We start from the raw sequence: 16,247 nt of genomic DNA, 5'->3' as shown, positions 1-16,247 counted from the left end.
ATCGCTGCTCACTCCTCGATCTGTTTGAATTTGCCCTGATCCACCTGAAGGAGGATGGGCTTGATCGTATCCGCCCGTCGAGTCTGGGTGTTGAACTGAAAAGTTCCTCCCTGGCCTTGGTAGAGCGGGAAGTCCTTGACCTTGCCTAAGGCCTCCTGGATGCCCTCCCTGGTGGGGCTGGTCTTCTCTCCCGCGTAGGCCAGGTCCTTGATGGCTTGGTAGGCAGTGATTTCGAAGTTGCCAGGGACGGTGTGATACCGATCCTCAAAGCTCTTGACGAAAGCCTTGGCCTTCGCATCCTTGGTGCCTGTCGCCGAAAAGACACCGGTAATGATGGCCCCTTGGGCGTTCTCTCCAGTCAAGGAGAGGAACTCCTTGGTCTCCTGACCGCCGAAGAAGGGTCCCTTATAATCCAGTTTGTCTCGCAGGGTGTTGGCGATCAGAGCCCCGTCTGGCCCGTAGCCGATGTCCACCACTGCCTCGGGGGCAGCATTCTTGGCCGGAATCAGTATCGGAGTCAGGTCCGTGGAATCGGGCAGATAAGAGGATTGGTAGACGATCTGCACCCCAAGCCGTTCCGCAGCCTCCTTGAAGTATTGGAAGGATTCCTTCCCCCAGTCGTTTTCTATATAGACGACGGAGATCTTCTTGGCTCGTTTGGACACCGCTTCGGCATTGACTTCCTGGTAGGTCTTCTGCGATATCTGAGGTGTCCATACATGATCACCCGAATTCGTGAAGGTCGGCGAGGAGTTGTTGAAGCCGTAATGGACCAGCCCAGCCTGCTGGAAGATGGGCGATGCGGCTGATGAGGCAGGTGAGGAGTAGTCGCCCACAACGGCGATGACTGATTTATCGGAGGCGATCTTTGGGGCGACGGCGGCATCCTGTTTGGCATCTGATTGGGTGTCGTAGTAGTCGATGTCCAGGCGCTTGCCCTGTATGCCGCCCTTCTTGTTGACCTGGTCCTTGGCCAGGTCAAAGCCCTGCTGGAACATCTTTCCGTACTCGGCGTAGAGACCGGTCTTAGGGTAAATGGCAGCGACGGTCACATGATCCGACGATCCTGCAGAGGAGCCCTGGTCGCCTCCCAATCCGCAGGCCGACAGCGCCCCGGCCATGGCCATGGTGATCATGAGGGCAACCATTGCCCTGATGGTGCCACGATGCTGCGGGTGCTGTTCTGATGTGATGACCATGATGTCTCCCTTGGAGTTTTACGGTTGATGTCGGTGGGTTGTTTGTGGTTTCAGAGTTCCTTGGGGGCCCGGGTTCCGCTCAGCACGCGCAGGGCCTCCTCATCGGCGGGCGTCGGGATGGTGCATGAGGGTGCCAGGAGGAAGGGACGGCCTTGACGGGCCTGGATGGTCTGGTCCAATTCCTCGCGGATCTGGTTCACATCGCCGCCTGGGTTGAAGAGTTCGAAGTCGGCTCCGCCCACGGGTACGGCAGGAAAGTCGGTGCTGATTTCAGGATTGCCTGAGCGGAACTGGTCCCAGTGGAGAAAATCGGGATTCAGATCGGTGAATTCTTCGGGATGGGCGTCCTCCCGGCAGGTATGCACCAGGACCAGGGCTTCCGGATTGGCCTGTCTGACCGCCTGGATCACGATCCGGTCATAGGGCTTGGCCCATTCCTGCAGTTGCGCCTGGTTGAAGTAGCCATGGCTGGCCAGACCGGTCTCGGCGAAGAAGATGCCGTCCAGGCCGGCCCCGCCCTGCTCCTTGGGGCTGACCAGCACGGTTGCATAGTCGGCAAGGGTTCGGGCGATGTTGTCCAGCGCCCGCTTGGCCGCCTCGGGCTGGTCGAAGATCAGCGTCTGTCTGTCCAGATCCCTGTCGTCCTCCTGCGCGGAGCCCTGCCCCTCGGGATAGAGGGGAAGATCAGCTAATTGAAGAAGGACTGAGAGCGGGGAGAAGACCGTGCCGATGACTGCTCGGTCCTCCAGGCCTTCTCGGATGGCCCTGGCGGCCTGGATCTGTTCTTGGAGCACCTTGTTGGTTTCGGGGTCGCGGTAGTCGATGCGGGCGATATCCCCTGTCTCCTGGATGGCGGTACGGACGGTGCGCGGGATCAGCCAATCATAGTGATCCTTGTCGTAGACTGCGTCCCAGACCTCGGCATAATATATGGCCCTCGGGTTGATCTTGACCCAGTCCCAATCCCACTTGCGGACGAAATCCAAGGTGGCTGCGGCAAAATTCTCGGCACCGTACTCGTGTCCGACGTGGTGCTGCCAAGCGGAGGTCAGCCAGGCTTGGTTGCCAGGACCACGGGCTATCTGATGGAACTGGGTCCGTCTGTCTTCTGTCATTTCTTTCTCATTTCCTGGTTTGTGTCTTACGGACGCCCGGTCAGGCGCCCACATATTCCCGGTGCTTCGTCCGGAAACCGGGCTTTGGCGATTCCCCTTTCCAAAGCCTTGTCACATAAAACCTCCAGGTAGCAGGCTGGTCAACGATCCGGCATATAGGTAATATCTATCGCCGCCAATCGTTCCCTGAACCTGTGCGAGTCTTGCAAAAGGTATAGGAAAACTTGATAAGGACGGGCGAGATCAGGTCTTCATGGCCGATCGATTCTCGCCAAGGGCGACAGGGAGCATTGCAGTCCTGGCATCGGTTCAGCTGAGGGTCTTCTAAGGTGACGATGATACAGTGAACTGCATGTCTGATGTATCCTCCAGAGACACCACCCCGACCTTTGCTGATATCACCACTGTGGGTGTTGGCGGGAGCATGGCCGCTTTCGTTCAGACCCGAAGCCGTGTGGGCATGATCGAGGCTGTAGAGGGCGCGGATTCCAAGGGGTTGCCCCTCTGCCTGATCGGCGGGGGATCCAACCTGCTGGCCTCTGACCAGGACTTTCCCGGCGTGGTTGTGCGTGACGCCCGTCAGGACATCAGCGTCCCCGACGAAGTGGCTCCGCCTGATGGCGGCGTTCCCGTCGTTCACGTCAATGCCACGGCTGGGACCAACTGGGATGATCTGGTCTCCTACTGCGTGCGTATGCATCTGATCGGGGTAGAGGGTCTATCCGGCATCCCCGGGACTGTTGGGGCCTCGGTGGTGCAGAATATTGGCGCTTACGGCCAGGAAGTCGGACGCCTTGTCGACTCGGTCGAGGTCTGGGACCGCCAGGACAAGGTCACTGCCTATCTGAGAGCCTCTGATCTCGCTTTCGGGTACAGGACCTCCCTGCTCAAGCAGACCATGTACCAGGCACCTGCCGTGCCCGATGCGCGGTTCTTCCCGTCGCCTCGTTACGCGGTTCTATCTGTCACCCTGGTTCTGCGACACGGGTCCGCCGCTCAGGTGGGTTCCGCCCAGCTGGCCAGGGTGCTGGGCGTGGAGCCCGGGGCAACCCTTCCCCTTGAGCGGATCCGTCAGGCGGTTCTTGCCGTCAGAGCAGGCAAGGGGATGCTGGAGGATCCCTACCGGTACCTGACCGATTGGATGGGATCCTGCCGTCGGACCCCCGACCTGGAAGAGGCCTTGGCTGCGGTTCAGGATGACCTTCATGGGCCCAGAGGCGAACGGGTGCTGCTTGACCGCCACAGCTGCGGGAGCTTCTTCACCAATCCGATAATCAGCCCTGAGGCCTCAGATGCCCTGCCGACGTATGCTCCTCGCTATCCAGTTCCTGGTGCGTCATTGATCAAGACCTCAGCGGCTTGGCTGATCGATCATTCAGGCTTCCACAAGGGGTTTGCTTTGGAGGAAGGGTCGGCTGCCGCTCTGTCTGACGTGCACACACTGGCCTTGACCAACCGGGGAGGTGCCGGTTCGGACGACATGGTGGCCCTGGCCCGTGCCATCCAGAAAGGCGTGGATTCCACTTTTGGCATCCGTCTGACTCCCGAACCTGTCACTCCGGGTATTGACTTGGCCTGGTAGCCCCTGCTTCAAGCTCCGTTTCTTCCGACCCTCGGATCAATGCAAGGATCCGAGGGCCTGTTTTTTTAAAAATGCCATCAAAATGCCAGGACAAGCAACAACCGGCAACATATTCCTCGGCCATTTCTCTATCACATAGCTTGAGAACATCCTTGGATTGACTTTGACGCCGGCCGTCCTCTGGATGAGCCCGGAGAGCAGGTTTTCCATGATTTTCGCAAGAAGGTCCTTGCAGCGGTCAACGGCGAGCAGACCTGCAATGAGGGTAACGGCATGCAGGACACGCCATATTCAAGGATGGTCCGACTGAATAGAGTCTGGCTGCATCCAGTGGGTACCCTGGTCGTAACGGCTGGGGTGTTTTCCTGTGTGTTGGCGGATTGTCGCGCCATATTCGAGTCGCCGATCCCGGAAGGTTTTCCAGCGGGCAATATCCCGAAATGAGCAAAGTGCGAAGTTGTGTGCCCTCATCTCCTATAGTTATGGGCCGGAGAGGTTTGTGACACGATGAGTCTCGATTGGGAGCAGGATGGAATTATTCAGGAAGAAATCTGTTGAACAGACTCTGGCAGAGACCGGGGAAGAGGGCAGGTCGCTCAAGCGGACGCTGACTACCTGGGACCTGGCCATCATGGCCGTCGCAGTGGCCGTGGGCGCCGGCATCTTCTCGGTGGGCGCCCAGGCAGCGGCCTTCCATGCGGGTCCGGCCGTCATCATCTCCTTCGTCATCGCAGGCATCGTCTGCGCGGCAGCCGTCATGTGCTACGCGGAGTTTGCATCCATGATCCCGGTTTCAGGCTCGGCCTACACCTTCACTTACAACACCATGGGCGAACTGGTGGCCTGGATCATCGGATGGGACCTGATTCTGGAGATGCTCATGGCCGCCTCGGTCATCTCCAAGTACTGGGGCGTCTACCTGAACGACTTCATCCATCTGATGGGCGGCACCTCTTTCAGCTCCAGCTTCCATGTAGGCGGCCTGGATGTGGACCTGGCCCCGCTGGTGGTCGTTGCCCTCTTCACGGTCCTTCTGGTCCTGGGCACCAAGCTTTCAGCCCGGTTCGACGGCGCCTTGACCGTTCTCAAGATCGGCATCGTGGTCTTCGTCATCGTGGTGGGCTTCTTCTACGTCAAGATGGACAACTACAGGCCTTTCATCCCGCCTTCCGAGCCGGCTTCGGCGGTCCCGGGGGCCAGCGTGCCAGGCATCATGGGACAGCCTCTCTGGCAGTGGGCTTCAGGCATGCAGCCCACCATCTACGGTGTCCCTGGCATCCTCTCAGGCGCTGCCCTGGTCTTCTTCGCCTTCGTGGGCTTCGATATCGTCGCCACCACCTCCGAGGAGGCCAAGGAGCCTCATAAGACCATTCCTCGCGGAATCGGCCTGGGCATGCTGATCGTCATCACCCTGTACATCCTGGTCGCCGTCGTCACCACCGGCATGGTCTCCTACAAGGATCTGGCCAAGGCCAAGAATCCCTCCCTGGCCACCGGCTTCGAGATGGTCGGAGCTCCCTGGGCCGCCAAGATCATCTCCTTCGGCATCGTGGTGGGGCTGACCACCGTGGTCATGGTGCTCCTGCTGGGGCTGACCCGCATCGTCTTCGCCATGAGCCGCGACGGGCTTCTTCCACGTTCCTTGTCCCGCACCGGCCGTCATGGCACCCCGGCACGCATTCAGATCCTGGGCGGCATCGTGGTGGCCGTGGTGTCCTCCTGCTTCCCAATAGACGTCTTGTCCGACATGGTCAACATCGGTACGCTTTCGGCCTTCCTGCTGGTGGCCATCTCCCTGCCCGTCATGCGCAAGCGTCGGCCGGATCTGCCTCGGTCCTTCAAGATGCCCGGCAATCCTTGGGTTCCCATTCTGATCGCCTTGGCCTGCCTCTGGCTCATGCTCAACCTGACTGTGCTGACCTGGATCCGGTTCGTGGTCTGGCTGGCTGCAGGTCTGGCCATCTACTTCGGCTATTCCTATCGGCATTCCATGCTCGGGCGTCATCAGCTTAGCGACAAGATATCCGAGGCCACCCAGGCCGGTCTTGACTGACGTGAGGGTCTGTGCGGCAGTGTAGAGTGGATATTCGCATACTCAGGAGGTAACCCATGACCTACGTCATCGCTCAGCCCTGCGTGGACGTCAAGGACAAGGCCTGCGTGGACGAATGCCCGGTGGACTGCATCTACGAGGGCGTCCGTTCACTCTACATCAACCCCAACGAGTGCGTGGACTGCGGTGCCTGCGAGCCGGTCTGCCCGGTGGAGGCCATTTTCTACGAGGATGACCTGCCTGAAGAGTGGGCCTGGTACAAGGACGCTGCGACGGACTTCTTCGCCCAGGTGGGCGATGCCGGCGGCGCTGCTGCGGTCGGCCCCTACGATCACGATCCGGAGGGTGTGGCGGCCCTGCCGCCCAACAAGTAGCTGAATAAGGCTGACCAGCCGCGGATGGGAGTCATCCCGCCGCGGCCTATTCATAAGAGAAGGACGGGTCATGGGTTTTCACTCTTTTGAATCCCCCTACGACTGGTCAAGAGTTGATCCCTATAGGCGGCGTGCTGAGCAGTGCCTCGGCGGTCTGGTCGACCTCTCGGTGGGTTCGCCGGTGGACCCGGTGCCCAGATCGGTCAGGGAGGCTTTGGCGGCTGCTGCCGATGATGACCAGGCCCGAGGCTATCCGAAAACCACCGGTGATGGTCTCCTGAGGCGGGCTGCCGCCGAATGGTTCCGTCGTTGCCGTGGGGTCGATCTTGATGCTCTGGGTGCGGACCTGGTGCCCACAGTAGGGTCCAAGGAGGCGGTGGCGCTCATGGCCTCCCTCCTGCATCTGGGCCCGGGGGACCGGGTGGTGCAACCAGCGGTGTCCTATCCCACCTATGCCATCGGAACCCAGCTGGCCGGGGCCCAGGTGACGACCGTGGATGATCCGGCTGATACGGACTCATGGGTGGATCTGCCTGGCGTGCGAGCAATATGGATCAATTCGCCAGGCAACCCCAGTGGTCAGGTCATAGACCGAGCCGCGTTGGCTAAGATCGTGCGGGCGGCCCGTTCGATAGGGGCTACGGTCCTGAGTGACGAGTGCTATGCCATGCTGGATTGGTCAAGCCCCACACAAGCCGGGCAGAATGCGCCGATCCCGGCCTCGCCCTGCATCCTGGAGCCTCAAGTCTGTGGTGGCGATGCCAGCGGGATACTCTGCCTGTACTCGCTGAGCAAGCAGTCCAATATGGCCGGCTACAGGGCAGCCATCCTGGCCGGAGACGCTCACCTGGTGAAGGCCATGACCGCCTGCCGCAAACAGGTGGGACTGATTGTGCCAGGCCCGGTGCAGCGGGCCATGCGGGCCGCTCTGGAGGACAGGGAGGCCGTGGTGGCCCAGCGCGAGGTCTACGCCCGTCGCCTGCGAGCCTTGGCCCACGCTCTGACAACTTACGGGTACGATGCCGCCATGCCTCAGGGCGGCCTTTATATCTGGGCGCAAGCCCGTTCGGGCGATTGCTGGGCCGATATGGCTGACCTGTCCCGTATGGGGATCCTGGCCAGTCCTGGGGAGTTCTACGGGGATGGTCGCCGTTTGCGATTTTCATCCACCATATCTGACGAGCAGCTGGAGCTGGCTCTGGCGCGTTTGCGTACTGCGGCTAAAGACCCATGCTGACTGAACCCTTGCCGTAGCGGTTCCTGATGGAGTCCATGGTGGCCTCTGCCTGATCCAGGCGCTGGGACTCGCTGCCGGTGCGACGTTTGCTCTCGCGCATGATGTCATCCAAGGATGGCTGGATAGGGGTATCCTCCACCCTGCTCAGACCGGATGCGCTGACACCGGCAAGGCGGATCAGCCGAGGCAGCGAGGTGTCCATGGGCACGCCCTCGGGCAGCCCTAGCATGGCCTTGAGCAGTGAGACGGCCTGGGGATAAATGCGATTGGCCGAGTTGACCGGCGTTTCCAAAGTGTGGGCCTTGGTCATGTAGCGCAGATCATCAAAGCGCAGTTTGACGGTAATGGTCCGAGCGATCAGGTCATGCGCTCGCAGCCCGGTGGCCACCTCGTTGCTGCAGACGTGCAGGAGGTCGCAGACCTGCTTCATGCTGGTGGTATCGTGCAGGAAGGTGCGTTCCGCGCCCAAGGATTTTTCAGGTGCTCGTGGCTGAACCGGATCGTCGTCCAGCCCGTGGGAGGCCTGTGTCAGCTTCCTGGCTGTAACGTTCGAGCCTGTGGCCCGGGTCAGATCCCGCTCGCTCATGCTAGCCAGGTCGGCCACATTCTTGATGGCCCAGGCGTTGAGCCGCTTCTCCAGAGCAGGGCCGATGCCGGGAATGCCGCGCAGGGGCATCAGCTGGACGAACTCGGCCTGCCGGGCCTTGGGAATCAGCAGCATGCCGTCGGGCTTGGCGTTGGTCGAGGCCATCTTGGCCACCAGCTTGTTGGTAGCGATGCCCACTGAGCAGGTCACGTGGAACTGACGTGCCACGCTGGCTCGGATCCACCGGGCTATGGCGGTGGGCTTGCCCCAGCGTATGAGCGCCCCTGACACATCCATGTAGCATTCATCCACTGAGACTTGCTCGATCTGATCGGTGATTTGTGAGAAAATCACATCAAAAATTCGTCGTGAGATATTTCGGTAATAGGCCATGTCAACCGGGAGGAAGACTCCTTGTGGGCACAGTCTTCTGGCGCGTGCCAGGGGCATGGCCGAGTTGATGCCGAAAGCCCTGGCCTCATAGCTGGCCGCGGAGACCACTGATCGTCGTCCGGTGCCGATGATGACCGGTCGGCCTTGTAGTCGGGGGTTTCGGGCGACTTCGCAGGAGGCGTAGAAGGCGTCCATGTCAATATGCAGCACTGTGCAGCCGGTCTCGTCATGCCCCCAGTCCCTCTTGGCGGCCGCAAGCCTTGGTGCTGTACTCATAGCTCCATGATATAAGGTGACCCCGGAGGAAAGTGCAATACATTATTCTCGAATGCGGCTTCTGGAGCAAGAGTCATCTTCCTGGTTTTTATCCACGGAAATGAACGAGTCTGTTCCCTGCCGCATCGGATCCTCCCGTTCCGGCGAGTCAGATCAGTCAATCATGGTATCCTATTGTTTTGTTCTCACAACTTTGGGGTCAGGTCCCTGGTTTGAGAGCCAGCATGGAGACGTGCCTGAGTGGCCGAAAGGGGCACCCTGCTAAGGTGTTGACTGCGCAAGCGGTCCAGGAGTTCGAATCTCCTCGTCTCCGCCAGATGGCCGATGATCGCTGATTTCGCACGATCATCGGTCTTATTCATTATTACGGGATTCATTACTAAGGGTGTTTACTCCCATATCCCTTGCGGAGTTCAGTCCTGGAACGACATCAGTCCGCTTGGCAGTGGACCGACGGCGTGCGGCATGAGTCTGCCTGGCAGGGAAAGCCGCAGCTGAACAAGGGCTGCATGGGCCGTCCGGGAGGTCACGAGGCAGACAAAGCCTGGCCCTTAGACAGGGGGATCAGCCTGCGGCCTTCGCCCAATGCACTCGGTTGGGCCCGGCCCTGCAGAAGGTCGTCCAGCCGACTATGAAAGACCGACACCGCTGCTGGCTCCAGGTCGTAAGTCAGCTGGACCCGATCAGCGAAGTCCTCGGTCTCCACGTGCCCTCCAGAGGTCCGGATCAGACGGCGCAGGGGATCGTACTCGGGATAGTCCACGGTGATCGTGAATCGCTGGGTCGGGAGCACACGTGCAGATCTTGCCGTCTTGAGCGCCAGCGAAGCTGCTGAGGAATAGGCCCGGATCAATCCACCCGACCCTAGAAGGACCCCTCCGAAGTATCGGGTCACAGTCAGAACGCAGTCGGTCAGCCCTTGCCGACGCATGACCTCAAGTATGGGCTTGCCGGCCGTCCCGGAGGGCTCTCCGTCATCGCTCATGCGTTCGCTGGTGCGGCCCTCCGGTCCCCAGATCGCGCAGTAGCAGACGTGGCGGGCCTTTGGGTTCTGCAAGCGGACCTCTTGGACGAAGGCCATGGCTGCCTCCTGCTCCTCCACATGGCATGCCTGACCGATGAACTCCGACTTCCTCTCGGCCAGGGAGCCTGTGGCCGGTTTCTGCGGCGTATCCAGTATGGTGAGCAATCGGCTTGCCTCCTATGCCTTTCGTTTCCTCAGTGCCCTGCGCTGTCTCCATGCTAGAGGGGGTCCTGGGCTGAGTCTGATATCAAGGAGGCGACCTAAGCTGGCCGCATGACCAATCCCCAGGACCAACCGGAAACCGAATCCCCGCCATCCGGCAAGCCCCACGAGGCCCTGACCGTTTTCTATGAAAGGCTCAGGCATTCCACGGATACGGCCGAGCTGCACGAATTCGCCCGCAGCCCCCTGCCTGACAGGTCCGACCAGGCTGCCTTCTCCCGTTTCACGGCACTGCTGGAAGCTGTAGCCGGCAACGAGCACACGCCGGTGGAAGACAGGGTATATCTGGCGCAGACCATGCCTTTCCCCAACATTCTGGTCAAGCTCTCCCAGGATTCCAGCCCGGAGGTCCGCCGGGCGGTGGCCGCCAACAAGGACGACAAGAACTGGCTGGCCGGTCTGCTCACCAAGGACGAGGACGCCGGTGTCAGAGCTGCCGCGCTGACCAATCCCATGACCTCCTGGAAGATGCGTCTGGAGGGCGCCCAGGACGAGCGCACCGATGCCGATACCCTGGATTTTCTGGCAGCTTTGGGCACTCGTGATGAGCAGGACGCCCCCCATGTGCTGGCAGCCATGGTTCGCCGGGCCGTGGCCCTGAATCCCAATACCGGGCAGGCGACTCTTGAGGCCCTGCGCAAGGACCCGGACGGACAGGTGGCACGGGCAGCCGACTCCCGCTGAGACTGGGGCCGACGCGAATTTTGACGAACAGCACTCAGGCGTTACAATAATGGATTGTTGTGTTTCCCTAAGGGGTCCTCAAAGCGCTTTTCCCACTCGCCGTCTAGGACTTTCAGGGAGCCCACGGAATACACGGCTTTCCGCCAGCATGGCAGCATGCGGCGCGGAGAGCCCGAAACACAATGCAAGGAAAAGGTTGAATCGTGAAGACTTTCACCCCGAAACCAGCCGATCTGACACATGACTGGTATATCGTCGACGCCTCCGGTGTGGTGCTGGGGCGTCTGGCAGCCCAGGTGGCCGATCTGCTGCGCGGCAAGAACAAGCCCACCTATGCGCCCTACGCCGACTCCGGCAACAACGTCATCGTCATCAACGCGTCCAAGATGGTGCTGACGGGCAACAAGAACGACAAGGTGCTCTACACCCACTCAGGCCGTCCTGGCGGTCTGCGTCGCGATTCCTACGGACAGTTGATGGAGCACAATCCCGAGCGCATCATCATGACGGCGGTCAAGGGCATGCTGCCCAAGAACAAGCTGGCCAAGGTCCAGCTGACCAGGCTGCGGGTCTTCGCAGGCGAGGAGCATCCTCACACCTCGCAGCAGCCCATTGAGTACAAGATCCATCAGGTCGCCCAGCAGGCCAAGTAGGACCAGAGGAGATAATCACCATGGCTGACAACAACAACAGCTCCGCGGTTCTTGATGCCGAGGAGACCAGCGCTTCCTACACTTCCGAAACCAACGCCGGTGCAGGCACCGGCACCTCCGCTATCGAGCCGGGCTACGGCACCGGTCGCCGCAAGGAGGCAGTCGCTCGCGTTCGTCTGATTCCGGGCTCTGGCAAGTGGAGCATCAACGGGCACACGCTGGAGGAGTACTTCCCCAGCAAGCTACACCAGCGCGAGGTCAACTCGCCCATCGTGCTGCTCAAGCTCGAGGACAAGTTCGACGTGGTTGTGCGCGTCGAGGGCGGCGGCGTGACCGGCCAGGCCGGTGCAGTCCGTCTGGGCGTTGCACGCGCCTTGAACGCCATTGACCGGGACGCAAACCGCCCCGCCTTGAAGAAGGCCGGATTCCTGACCCGTGACGCCCGCGTCGTGGAGCGCAAGAAGGCCGGTCTGCACAAGGCCCGTCGCGCCCCGCAGTTCTCCAAGCGCTGACGCTCGCAGTTTCTATATCCCCGAGGCTCTCATGGACCTCGGGGATTTTTCATGTCTTGACGCCCTCGTCCGAAGCGAACGGCAAAGCGCACGTTGGAGTGCGCAAAATGACCAGAAAAACCACGAATTCCCACACGACACGCGACAAGCGAACGTTCGCTCATCCTGGAGCTCAATGGTTCCCCCTCCGGTCTATATTGTGATTTTCGTCACGTTATGACGGATGTCCTTTGTGGACCATCATGGTCTGAGACCGTCTGCTGGTCCTCATCGGAATCCGGTGAACATGAGGAGGGCCAGTATCTTGGCTGGAACGCAGAAGCAGAAGCATCAATATCAAGTGAAAGAGTCGGAGGCTAGCAGGGGAGGCGGCCGGGCCGACAGCGGTGAACTAGCCCGGATGGAGGTGGACGCCCTGGTCGTCCGAGCGCAGACGGCTTTACGCGCCTTTGAAAAGCTCGACCAGGGCCAAGTGGATCGGATCGTGGCCAAGGCCTCGATCGCAGCCCTGAACAAGCACCTGTCCCTGGCGCAGATGGCCGTGGAGGAGACCGGACGCGGCCTGGTGGAAGACAAGGCTACCAAGAACATCTTCGCCTGCGAGCACGTAACCAACTACCTGGCCAGGCAGCGCACTGTGGGCATCATCAGGGAGAACGACGTGGATGGCATCATCGAGGTAGCCGAGCCGGTAGGAGTCGTGGCTGGCGTGACTCCGGTGACCAACCCCACCTCGACTGCCATCTTCAAATCGCTCCTGGCTCTGAAGACCCGCTGTCCCATCGTTTTCGGATTCCATCCCTATGCTCAGCGCTGCTCGGTGGAGGCGGCCCGTATTGTCCGCGACGCAGCCATCGAGGCAGGCGCTCCGCAGGATTGCATCCAGTGGATCGAGCACCCTTCAGTGGAGGCCACCGGCGCCCTGATGCAGCACCCAGGCGTGGCCACCATACTGGCCACCGGCGGTCCCGGCATGGTCAAGGCCGCTTACTCCTCGGGCAAGCCTGCCTTGGGTGTAGGAGCCGGCAATGCCCCTGCATATGTGGACCGCAGAGTCAACGTGCCTCGGGCCGTCAACGACCTGATCCTGTCCAAGCATTTCGACTATGGCATGATCTGCGCCACGGAGCAGGCCATCATCGCCCATCAGGATGTGCATGACCGGGTAATCGAGGAGATGAAGCGGCGCAAGGCTTACTTCGTCAACCCTGAGGAGAAGGCCAGGCTGGAGGAGTACATGTTCGGCGTGCGGGCCCATGCCGGTGTCGACGCTCCCGCTCCAAGGCTCAACTCCGAGGTTCCGGGCAAGTCCCCCCAGTTCATCGCCCGTCAGGCCGGCTTCGAGATACCTGAGGATGCGACCATCCTGGCAGCCCAATGCGACCAGGTCGGCCCCATGGAACCCCTGACCTTGGAGAAGCTGGCTCCGGTGCAGGCCGTGCTCAAGGCTCGCAACAAGGAAGAGGGTTTCACCCTCTGCGAGCAGATGCTGCGCTACGGCGCCGGGCATACGGCAGCCATCCACACCGATGATGAGAGGCTGGTGCGCGAGTATGGCCAGCGCATGCACGCCTGCCGGATCATCTGGAATCAGCCCAGCTCCCTGGGCGGCATCGGCGACATCTACAATGCCATCGCCCCTTCTCTGACCCTGGGCTGCGGCTCCTACGGGGGCAATTCGGTCTCGGGCAACGTCCAGGCGGTCAATCTGATCAACATCAAGCGGATCGCGCGGAGGAACAATAACATGCAGTGGTTCAAGGTGCCGGCCAAAACCTACTTCGAGCCCGATTCCGTCCGCTACCTGCGCGACATGTTCGGCATCCGCCGGGCCGTCATCGTCTGCGACAAGGTCATGGAGCAGCTGGGGATCGTCGACAAGGTCATCGATCAGCTGCGGTCTCGGCCTGAGCCGGTCACCTTCCGCATCATCGACTACGTAGAGCCGGAGCCCAGCGTCGAGACGGTGGAGCGCGGCGCAGCCATGATGCGTGATGAGTTCGGCCCCGACACCATCATTGCCGTGGGCGGCGGCAGCCCCATGGACGCAGCCAAGATCATGTGGCTGCTCTATGAGCATCCGGAGATCTCCTTTGCCGATGTTCGGGAGAAGTTCTTCGACATCCGCAAGCGGGCCTTCAAAATTCCGCCCCTGGGCACCAAGGCCAGGCTGGTCTGCATTCCCACTTCATCGGGCACGGGGTCGGAGGTCACGCCATTCGCGGTCATCACCGACCATAAGACCGGATACAAGTACCCCATCACCGACTACGCCCTGACCCCTAGCGTGGCCATCGTGGACCCGGTTCTGGCCCGTACCCAGCCCAAGCGGCTGGCCTGCGACTCGGGCTTTGACGCCCTGACGCACTGCATGGAGGCCTTCGTCTCGGTCTATGCCAATGACTACACCGACGCCATGGCCCTGCACGCAGCCAAGCTGATCTGGGACAACCTGGAGCCTGCCGTGGGCACCGCCGGCGGCGAGGCCAAGGTACGCGCCCAGGAGAAGATGCACAATGCGGCAACCATGGCCGGCATGGCCTTCGGGTCGGCTTTCCTGGGCATGTGCCACGGCATGGCGCATACCATCGGAGCCCTCTGCCATGTGGCCCATGGGCGGGCCAACTCCATCCTCCTGCCCTATGTGATCCGCTATAATGGACGGATCCCGGACGAGCCGACCAGCTGGCCCAAATACAGCGAGTATGTGGCCCCGGAGCGCTACAGGCAGATGGCCCATGTGCTGGGCATCGAATCCGCTACTCCCGAGGAGGGCGTGGAGCTCCTGGCCAGTGCCGTGGAATCATACAGGGACGAACGCCTGGGCATGGATTCCTCCTTCCAGGCTGCCGGAGTGGACGAGGACCTCTACTGGCAGTCCTTGGATCAGATCGGCATGCGCGCCTATGAGGACCAGTGCACGCCCGCCAACCCCCGCATTCCGCTGATTGAGGACATGAAGGACATTGCCGTGGCCGCCTACTATGGGGTAAGCCAGGAGGAGGGCCGCCGGTTGAGGGTTTCCCGACAGGGCGAGGAAGTAGTCCAGGAGGCCTCGCAGCGGGCCTGAAGGGGGCATAATTACGCCGAGGGTCTACCTGGAAGTGGCGCGACACGCCCGGATTCTTCTAGGGGAACCCTCGTGCTTTAATAAGAAAGTTGCCTGTTTTGGGCTCGCATTTTGTCAATCACAATAGCGGGTGCAGCGAGGAGTCCCATCCCCACGGGATTCTCCACGGCTGCGCATGGATCCGGCTGAGGCCTGTCGGGAGAAATGTCTCCTCGTGGCCGTCGTTCCGTGCCCTCGAAACAGACTGGGTAATCAGTTCATAGATCGCTAGAAAGGGCGGACGGCAATGGCGGGACAGAAAATCCGCATCAGGCTAAAGTCCTATGACCATGAGGTCATCGACCAATCGGCGAAGAAAATCGTCGAGACGGTGACGAACGCGGGCGCAACTGTGGTTGGCCCCGTTCCGCTGCCGACTGAGAAGAACGTGTATGTCGTCATCCGTTCTCCTCATAAGTACAAGGACTCCCGCGAGCACTTCGAGATGCGCACCCACAAGCGCCTGATTGACATCGTGGATCCCACGCCCAAGGCTGTGGATTCGCTGATGCATATCGATCTGCCGGCGGACGTCAATATCGAGATCAAGCTGTAGGGGAGGAGGAAACCGCATGGCTGAAGAGCAGAGGAACCGCAAGGCTCTCCTGGGCCGCAAGCTGGGCATGTCCCAGGTCTGGGACGAGAACGGCTTCTTCGTCCCGGTGACCTTGGTGGACGTGTCCACCAACGTGGTGACCGCGGTCAAGAACCAGGAGAAGGACGGCTACCAGGCCATCCAGATCGGCTACGGGCAGATCGACCCCACCAAGGTGACCAAGCCGCTGGCTGGGCACTTCGCCAAGGCCGGAGTGACCCCGCGTCGTCACCTGGTCGAGGTCCGCACCGCCGATGCCGACAGCTATCAGCCCGGCCAGGAGCTGGGCCTGGACCTGCTGCCTGAGGGCAGCGAGGTCGACGTGACCGGCACCACCAAGGGCAAGGGCTTCGCTGGCACCATCAAGCGCTGGGGCTTCAAGTCCTACCGCCGCACCCACGGCTCGCACAAGAACGAGCGTCGTCCCGGTTCAGTGGGCGCCTGCGCCACGCCCAGCCGCATCCTCAAGGGCAAGCGGATGGCTGGCCGCATGGGTCACGACACTTCGACCGTCCAGAATCTGACCATCGTCTCCGCAGATGCCGAGAAGGGCGTCATCGCCATCAAGGGTGCCCTGCCCGGGCCTCGCGGCGCCATCGTCCTGGTTCGTTCGGCAGTGAAGGGAGCCTGAAA

General features: G+C 61.1%; 14 protein-coding genes and 1 tRNA gene. 11 read left to right on the top strand and 4 right to left on the bottom strand.

The window, feature by feature from the left end; all coding sequences use genetic code 11:
* Positions 1-8 precede the first annotated feature (8 nt).
* Both DKK75_RS06330 and DKK75_RS06325 read right to left on the bottom strand, forming a co-directional pair.
* Positions 9-1,199 carry an ABC transporter substrate-binding protein gene (locus DKK75_RS06330; protein WP_258333185.1) on the bottom strand — a complete coding sequence of 397 codons (1,191 nt, stop codon included), beginning with the start codon at positions 1,197-1,199 and terminating at the stop codon, positions 9-11.
* Positions 1,200-1,249: 50 nt separating this feature from the next.
* On the bottom strand, positions 1,250-2,314 hold the full coding sequence (locus DKK75_RS06325; protein ID WP_110452599.1) for a uroporphyrinogen decarboxylase family protein: 1,065 nt from the start codon (positions 2,312-2,314) through the stop codon (positions 1,250-1,252).
* 352 nt (positions 2,315-2,666) lie between these two features.
* On the opposite strand from DKK75_RS06325, the gene DKK75_RS06320 reads away from it, so the two are divergent.
* The 4 genes from DKK75_RS06320 (at position 2,667) to dapC (ending at position 7,560) form a co-directional block, all read left to right on the top strand.
* Positions 2,667-3,896, top strand: coding sequence for an FAD-binding protein (locus tag DKK75_RS06320; protein ID WP_110452598.1), 1,230 nt, complete (start codon positions 2,667-2,669; stop codon positions 3,894-3,896).
* A 529-nt stretch (positions 3,897-4,425) separates the two neighbouring features.
* Positions 4,426-5,949 (top strand): amino acid permease, encoded by a 1,524-nt coding sequence (locus DKK75_RS06315; protein WP_110452597.1) that lies wholly within the window; start codon positions 4,426-4,428, stop codon positions 5,947-5,949.
* A 56-nt stretch (positions 5,950-6,005) separates the two neighbouring features.
* Positions 6,006-6,323: a ferredoxin gene (gene fdxA / locus DKK75_RS06310; protein WP_110452596.1), complete on the top strand. Its 318-nt coding sequence runs from the start codon at positions 6,006-6,008 to the stop codon at positions 6,321-6,323.
* A gap of 70 nt (positions 6,324-6,393) precedes the next feature.
* A complete protein-coding gene (gene dapC, locus DKK75_RS06305; protein WP_110452595.1) occupies positions 6,394-7,560 on the top strand; it encodes a succinyldiaminopimelate transaminase in 1,167 nt (388 codons plus the stop codon).
* Here the strand turns inward: dapC and dinB are convergent.
* Entirely contained in the window at positions 7,544-8,815 is a 1,272-nt protein-coding gene (gene dinB, locus DKK75_RS06300) for a DNA polymerase IV (protein ID WP_110452594.1), read from the bottom strand. The genes dapC and dinB overlap by 17 nt on opposite strands.
* 226 nt (positions 8,816-9,041) lie before the next feature.
* Between dinB and DKK75_RS06295 the strand changes: the two genes are divergently transcribed.
* Positions 9,042-9,131 (top strand) — tRNA-Ser (locus DKK75_RS06295).
* Between the two features lie 210 nt (positions 9,132-9,341).
* Here DKK75_RS06295 and DKK75_RS06290 read toward each other — a convergent pair.
* Positions 9,342-10,004 carry an IMPACT family protein gene (locus DKK75_RS06290; protein ID WP_110452593.1) on the bottom strand — a complete coding sequence of 221 codons (663 nt, stop codon included), beginning with the start codon at positions 10,002-10,004 and terminating at the stop codon, positions 9,342-9,344.
* A gap of 108 nt (positions 10,005-10,112) precedes the next feature.
* Here DKK75_RS06290 and DKK75_RS06285 point away from each other — a divergent pair, with 108 nt between their 5' ends.
* The 6 genes from DKK75_RS06285 (at position 10,113) to rplC (ending at position 16,245) form a co-directional block, all read left to right on the top strand.
* Positions 10,113-10,745: an AbrB family transcriptional regulator gene (locus tag DKK75_RS06285; RefSeq protein ID WP_110452592.1), complete on the top strand. Its 633-nt coding sequence runs from the start codon at positions 10,113-10,115 to the stop codon at positions 10,743-10,745.
* A gap of 203 nt (positions 10,746-10,948) precedes the next feature.
* Positions 10,949-11,398 (top strand): 50S ribosomal protein L13, encoded by a 450-nt coding sequence (gene rplM, locus DKK75_RS06280; RefSeq protein WP_046323307.1) that lies wholly within the window; start codon positions 10,949-10,951, stop codon positions 11,396-11,398.
* A gap of 20 nt (positions 11,399-11,418) precedes the next feature.
* Entirely contained in the window at positions 11,419-11,910 is a 492-nt protein-coding gene (gene rpsI / locus DKK75_RS06275) for a 30S ribosomal protein S9 (RefSeq protein WP_110452591.1), read from the top strand.
* A gap of 286 nt (positions 11,911-12,196) precedes the next feature.
* Positions 12,197-14,980, top strand: coding sequence for a bifunctional acetaldehyde-CoA/alcohol dehydrogenase (adhE, locus tag DKK75_RS06270; RefSeq protein ID WP_309146229.1), 2,784 nt, complete (start codon positions 12,197-12,199; stop codon positions 14,978-14,980).
* 286 nt (positions 14,981-15,266) lie between these two features.
* Positions 15,267-15,575, top strand: coding sequence for a 30S ribosomal protein S10 (rpsJ, locus tag DKK75_RS06265; protein ID WP_006295278.1), 309 nt, complete (start codon positions 15,267-15,269; stop codon positions 15,573-15,575).
* A 16-nt stretch (positions 15,576-15,591) separates the two neighbouring features.
* Positions 15,592-16,245 (top strand): 50S ribosomal protein L3, encoded by a 654-nt coding sequence (rplC, locus tag DKK75_RS06260; protein WP_015022359.1) that lies wholly within the window; start codon positions 15,592-15,594, stop codon positions 16,243-16,245.
* Positions 16,246-16,247: the final 2 nt, after the last annotated feature.

This window comes from Bifidobacterium asteroides (assembly GCF_003202695.1).
Classification (GTDB): Bacteria; Actinomycetota; Actinomycetes; order Actinomycetales; family Bifidobacteriaceae; genus Bombiscardovia; species Bombiscardovia asteroides_G.
Note: the sequence above shows the minus strand (reverse complement) of the source record. Positions and strands in the feature narration are given on the sequence as shown.

Excerpts from the sequence above, each read along its gene's own strand:
- DKK75_RS06330 (WP_258333185.1), bottom strand. The coding sequence starts at position 1,199 with ATGGTCATCACATCAGAACAGCACCCGCAGCATCGTGGCACCATCAGG.
- DKK75_RS06325 (WP_110452599.1), bottom strand. The coding sequence starts at position 2,314 with ATGACAGAAGACAGACGGACCCAGTTCCATCAGATAGCCCGTGGTCCT.
- DKK75_RS06320 (WP_110452598.1), top strand. The coding sequence starts at position 2,667 with ATGTCTGATGTATCCTCCAGAGACACCACCCCGACCTTTGCTGATATC.
- DKK75_RS06315 (WP_110452597.1), top strand. The coding sequence starts at position 4,426 with ATGGAATTATTCAGGAAGAAATCTGTTGAACAGACTCTGGCAGAGACC.
- fdxA (WP_110452596.1), top strand. The coding sequence starts at position 6,006 with ATGACCTACGTCATCGCTCAGCCCTGCGTGGACGTCAAGGACAAGGCC.
- dapC (WP_110452595.1), top strand. The coding sequence starts at position 6,394 with ATGGGTTTTCACTCTTTTGAATCCCCCTACGACTGGTCAAGAGTTGAT.
- dinB (WP_110452594.1), bottom strand. The coding sequence starts at position 8,815 with ATGAGTACAGCACCAAGGCTTGCGGCCGCCAAGAGGGACTGGGGGCAT.
- DKK75_RS06285 (WP_110452592.1), top strand. The coding sequence starts at position 10,113 with ATGACCAATCCCCAGGACCAACCGGAAACCGAATCCCCGCCATCCGGC.
- rpsI (WP_110452591.1), top strand. The coding sequence starts at position 11,419 with ATGGCTGACAACAACAACAGCTCCGCGGTTCTTGATGCCGAGGAGACC.
- adhE (WP_309146229.1), top strand. The coding sequence starts at position 12,197 with ATGAGGAGGGCCAGTATCTTGGCTGGAACGCAGAAGCAGAAGCATCAA.
- rpsJ (WP_006295278.1), top strand. The coding sequence starts at position 15,267 with ATGGCGGGACAGAAAATCCGCATCAGGCTAAAGTCCTATGACCATGAG.
- rplC (WP_015022359.1), top strand. The coding sequence starts at position 15,592 with ATGGCTGAAGAGCAGAGGAACCGCAAGGCTCTCCTGGGCCGCAAGCTG.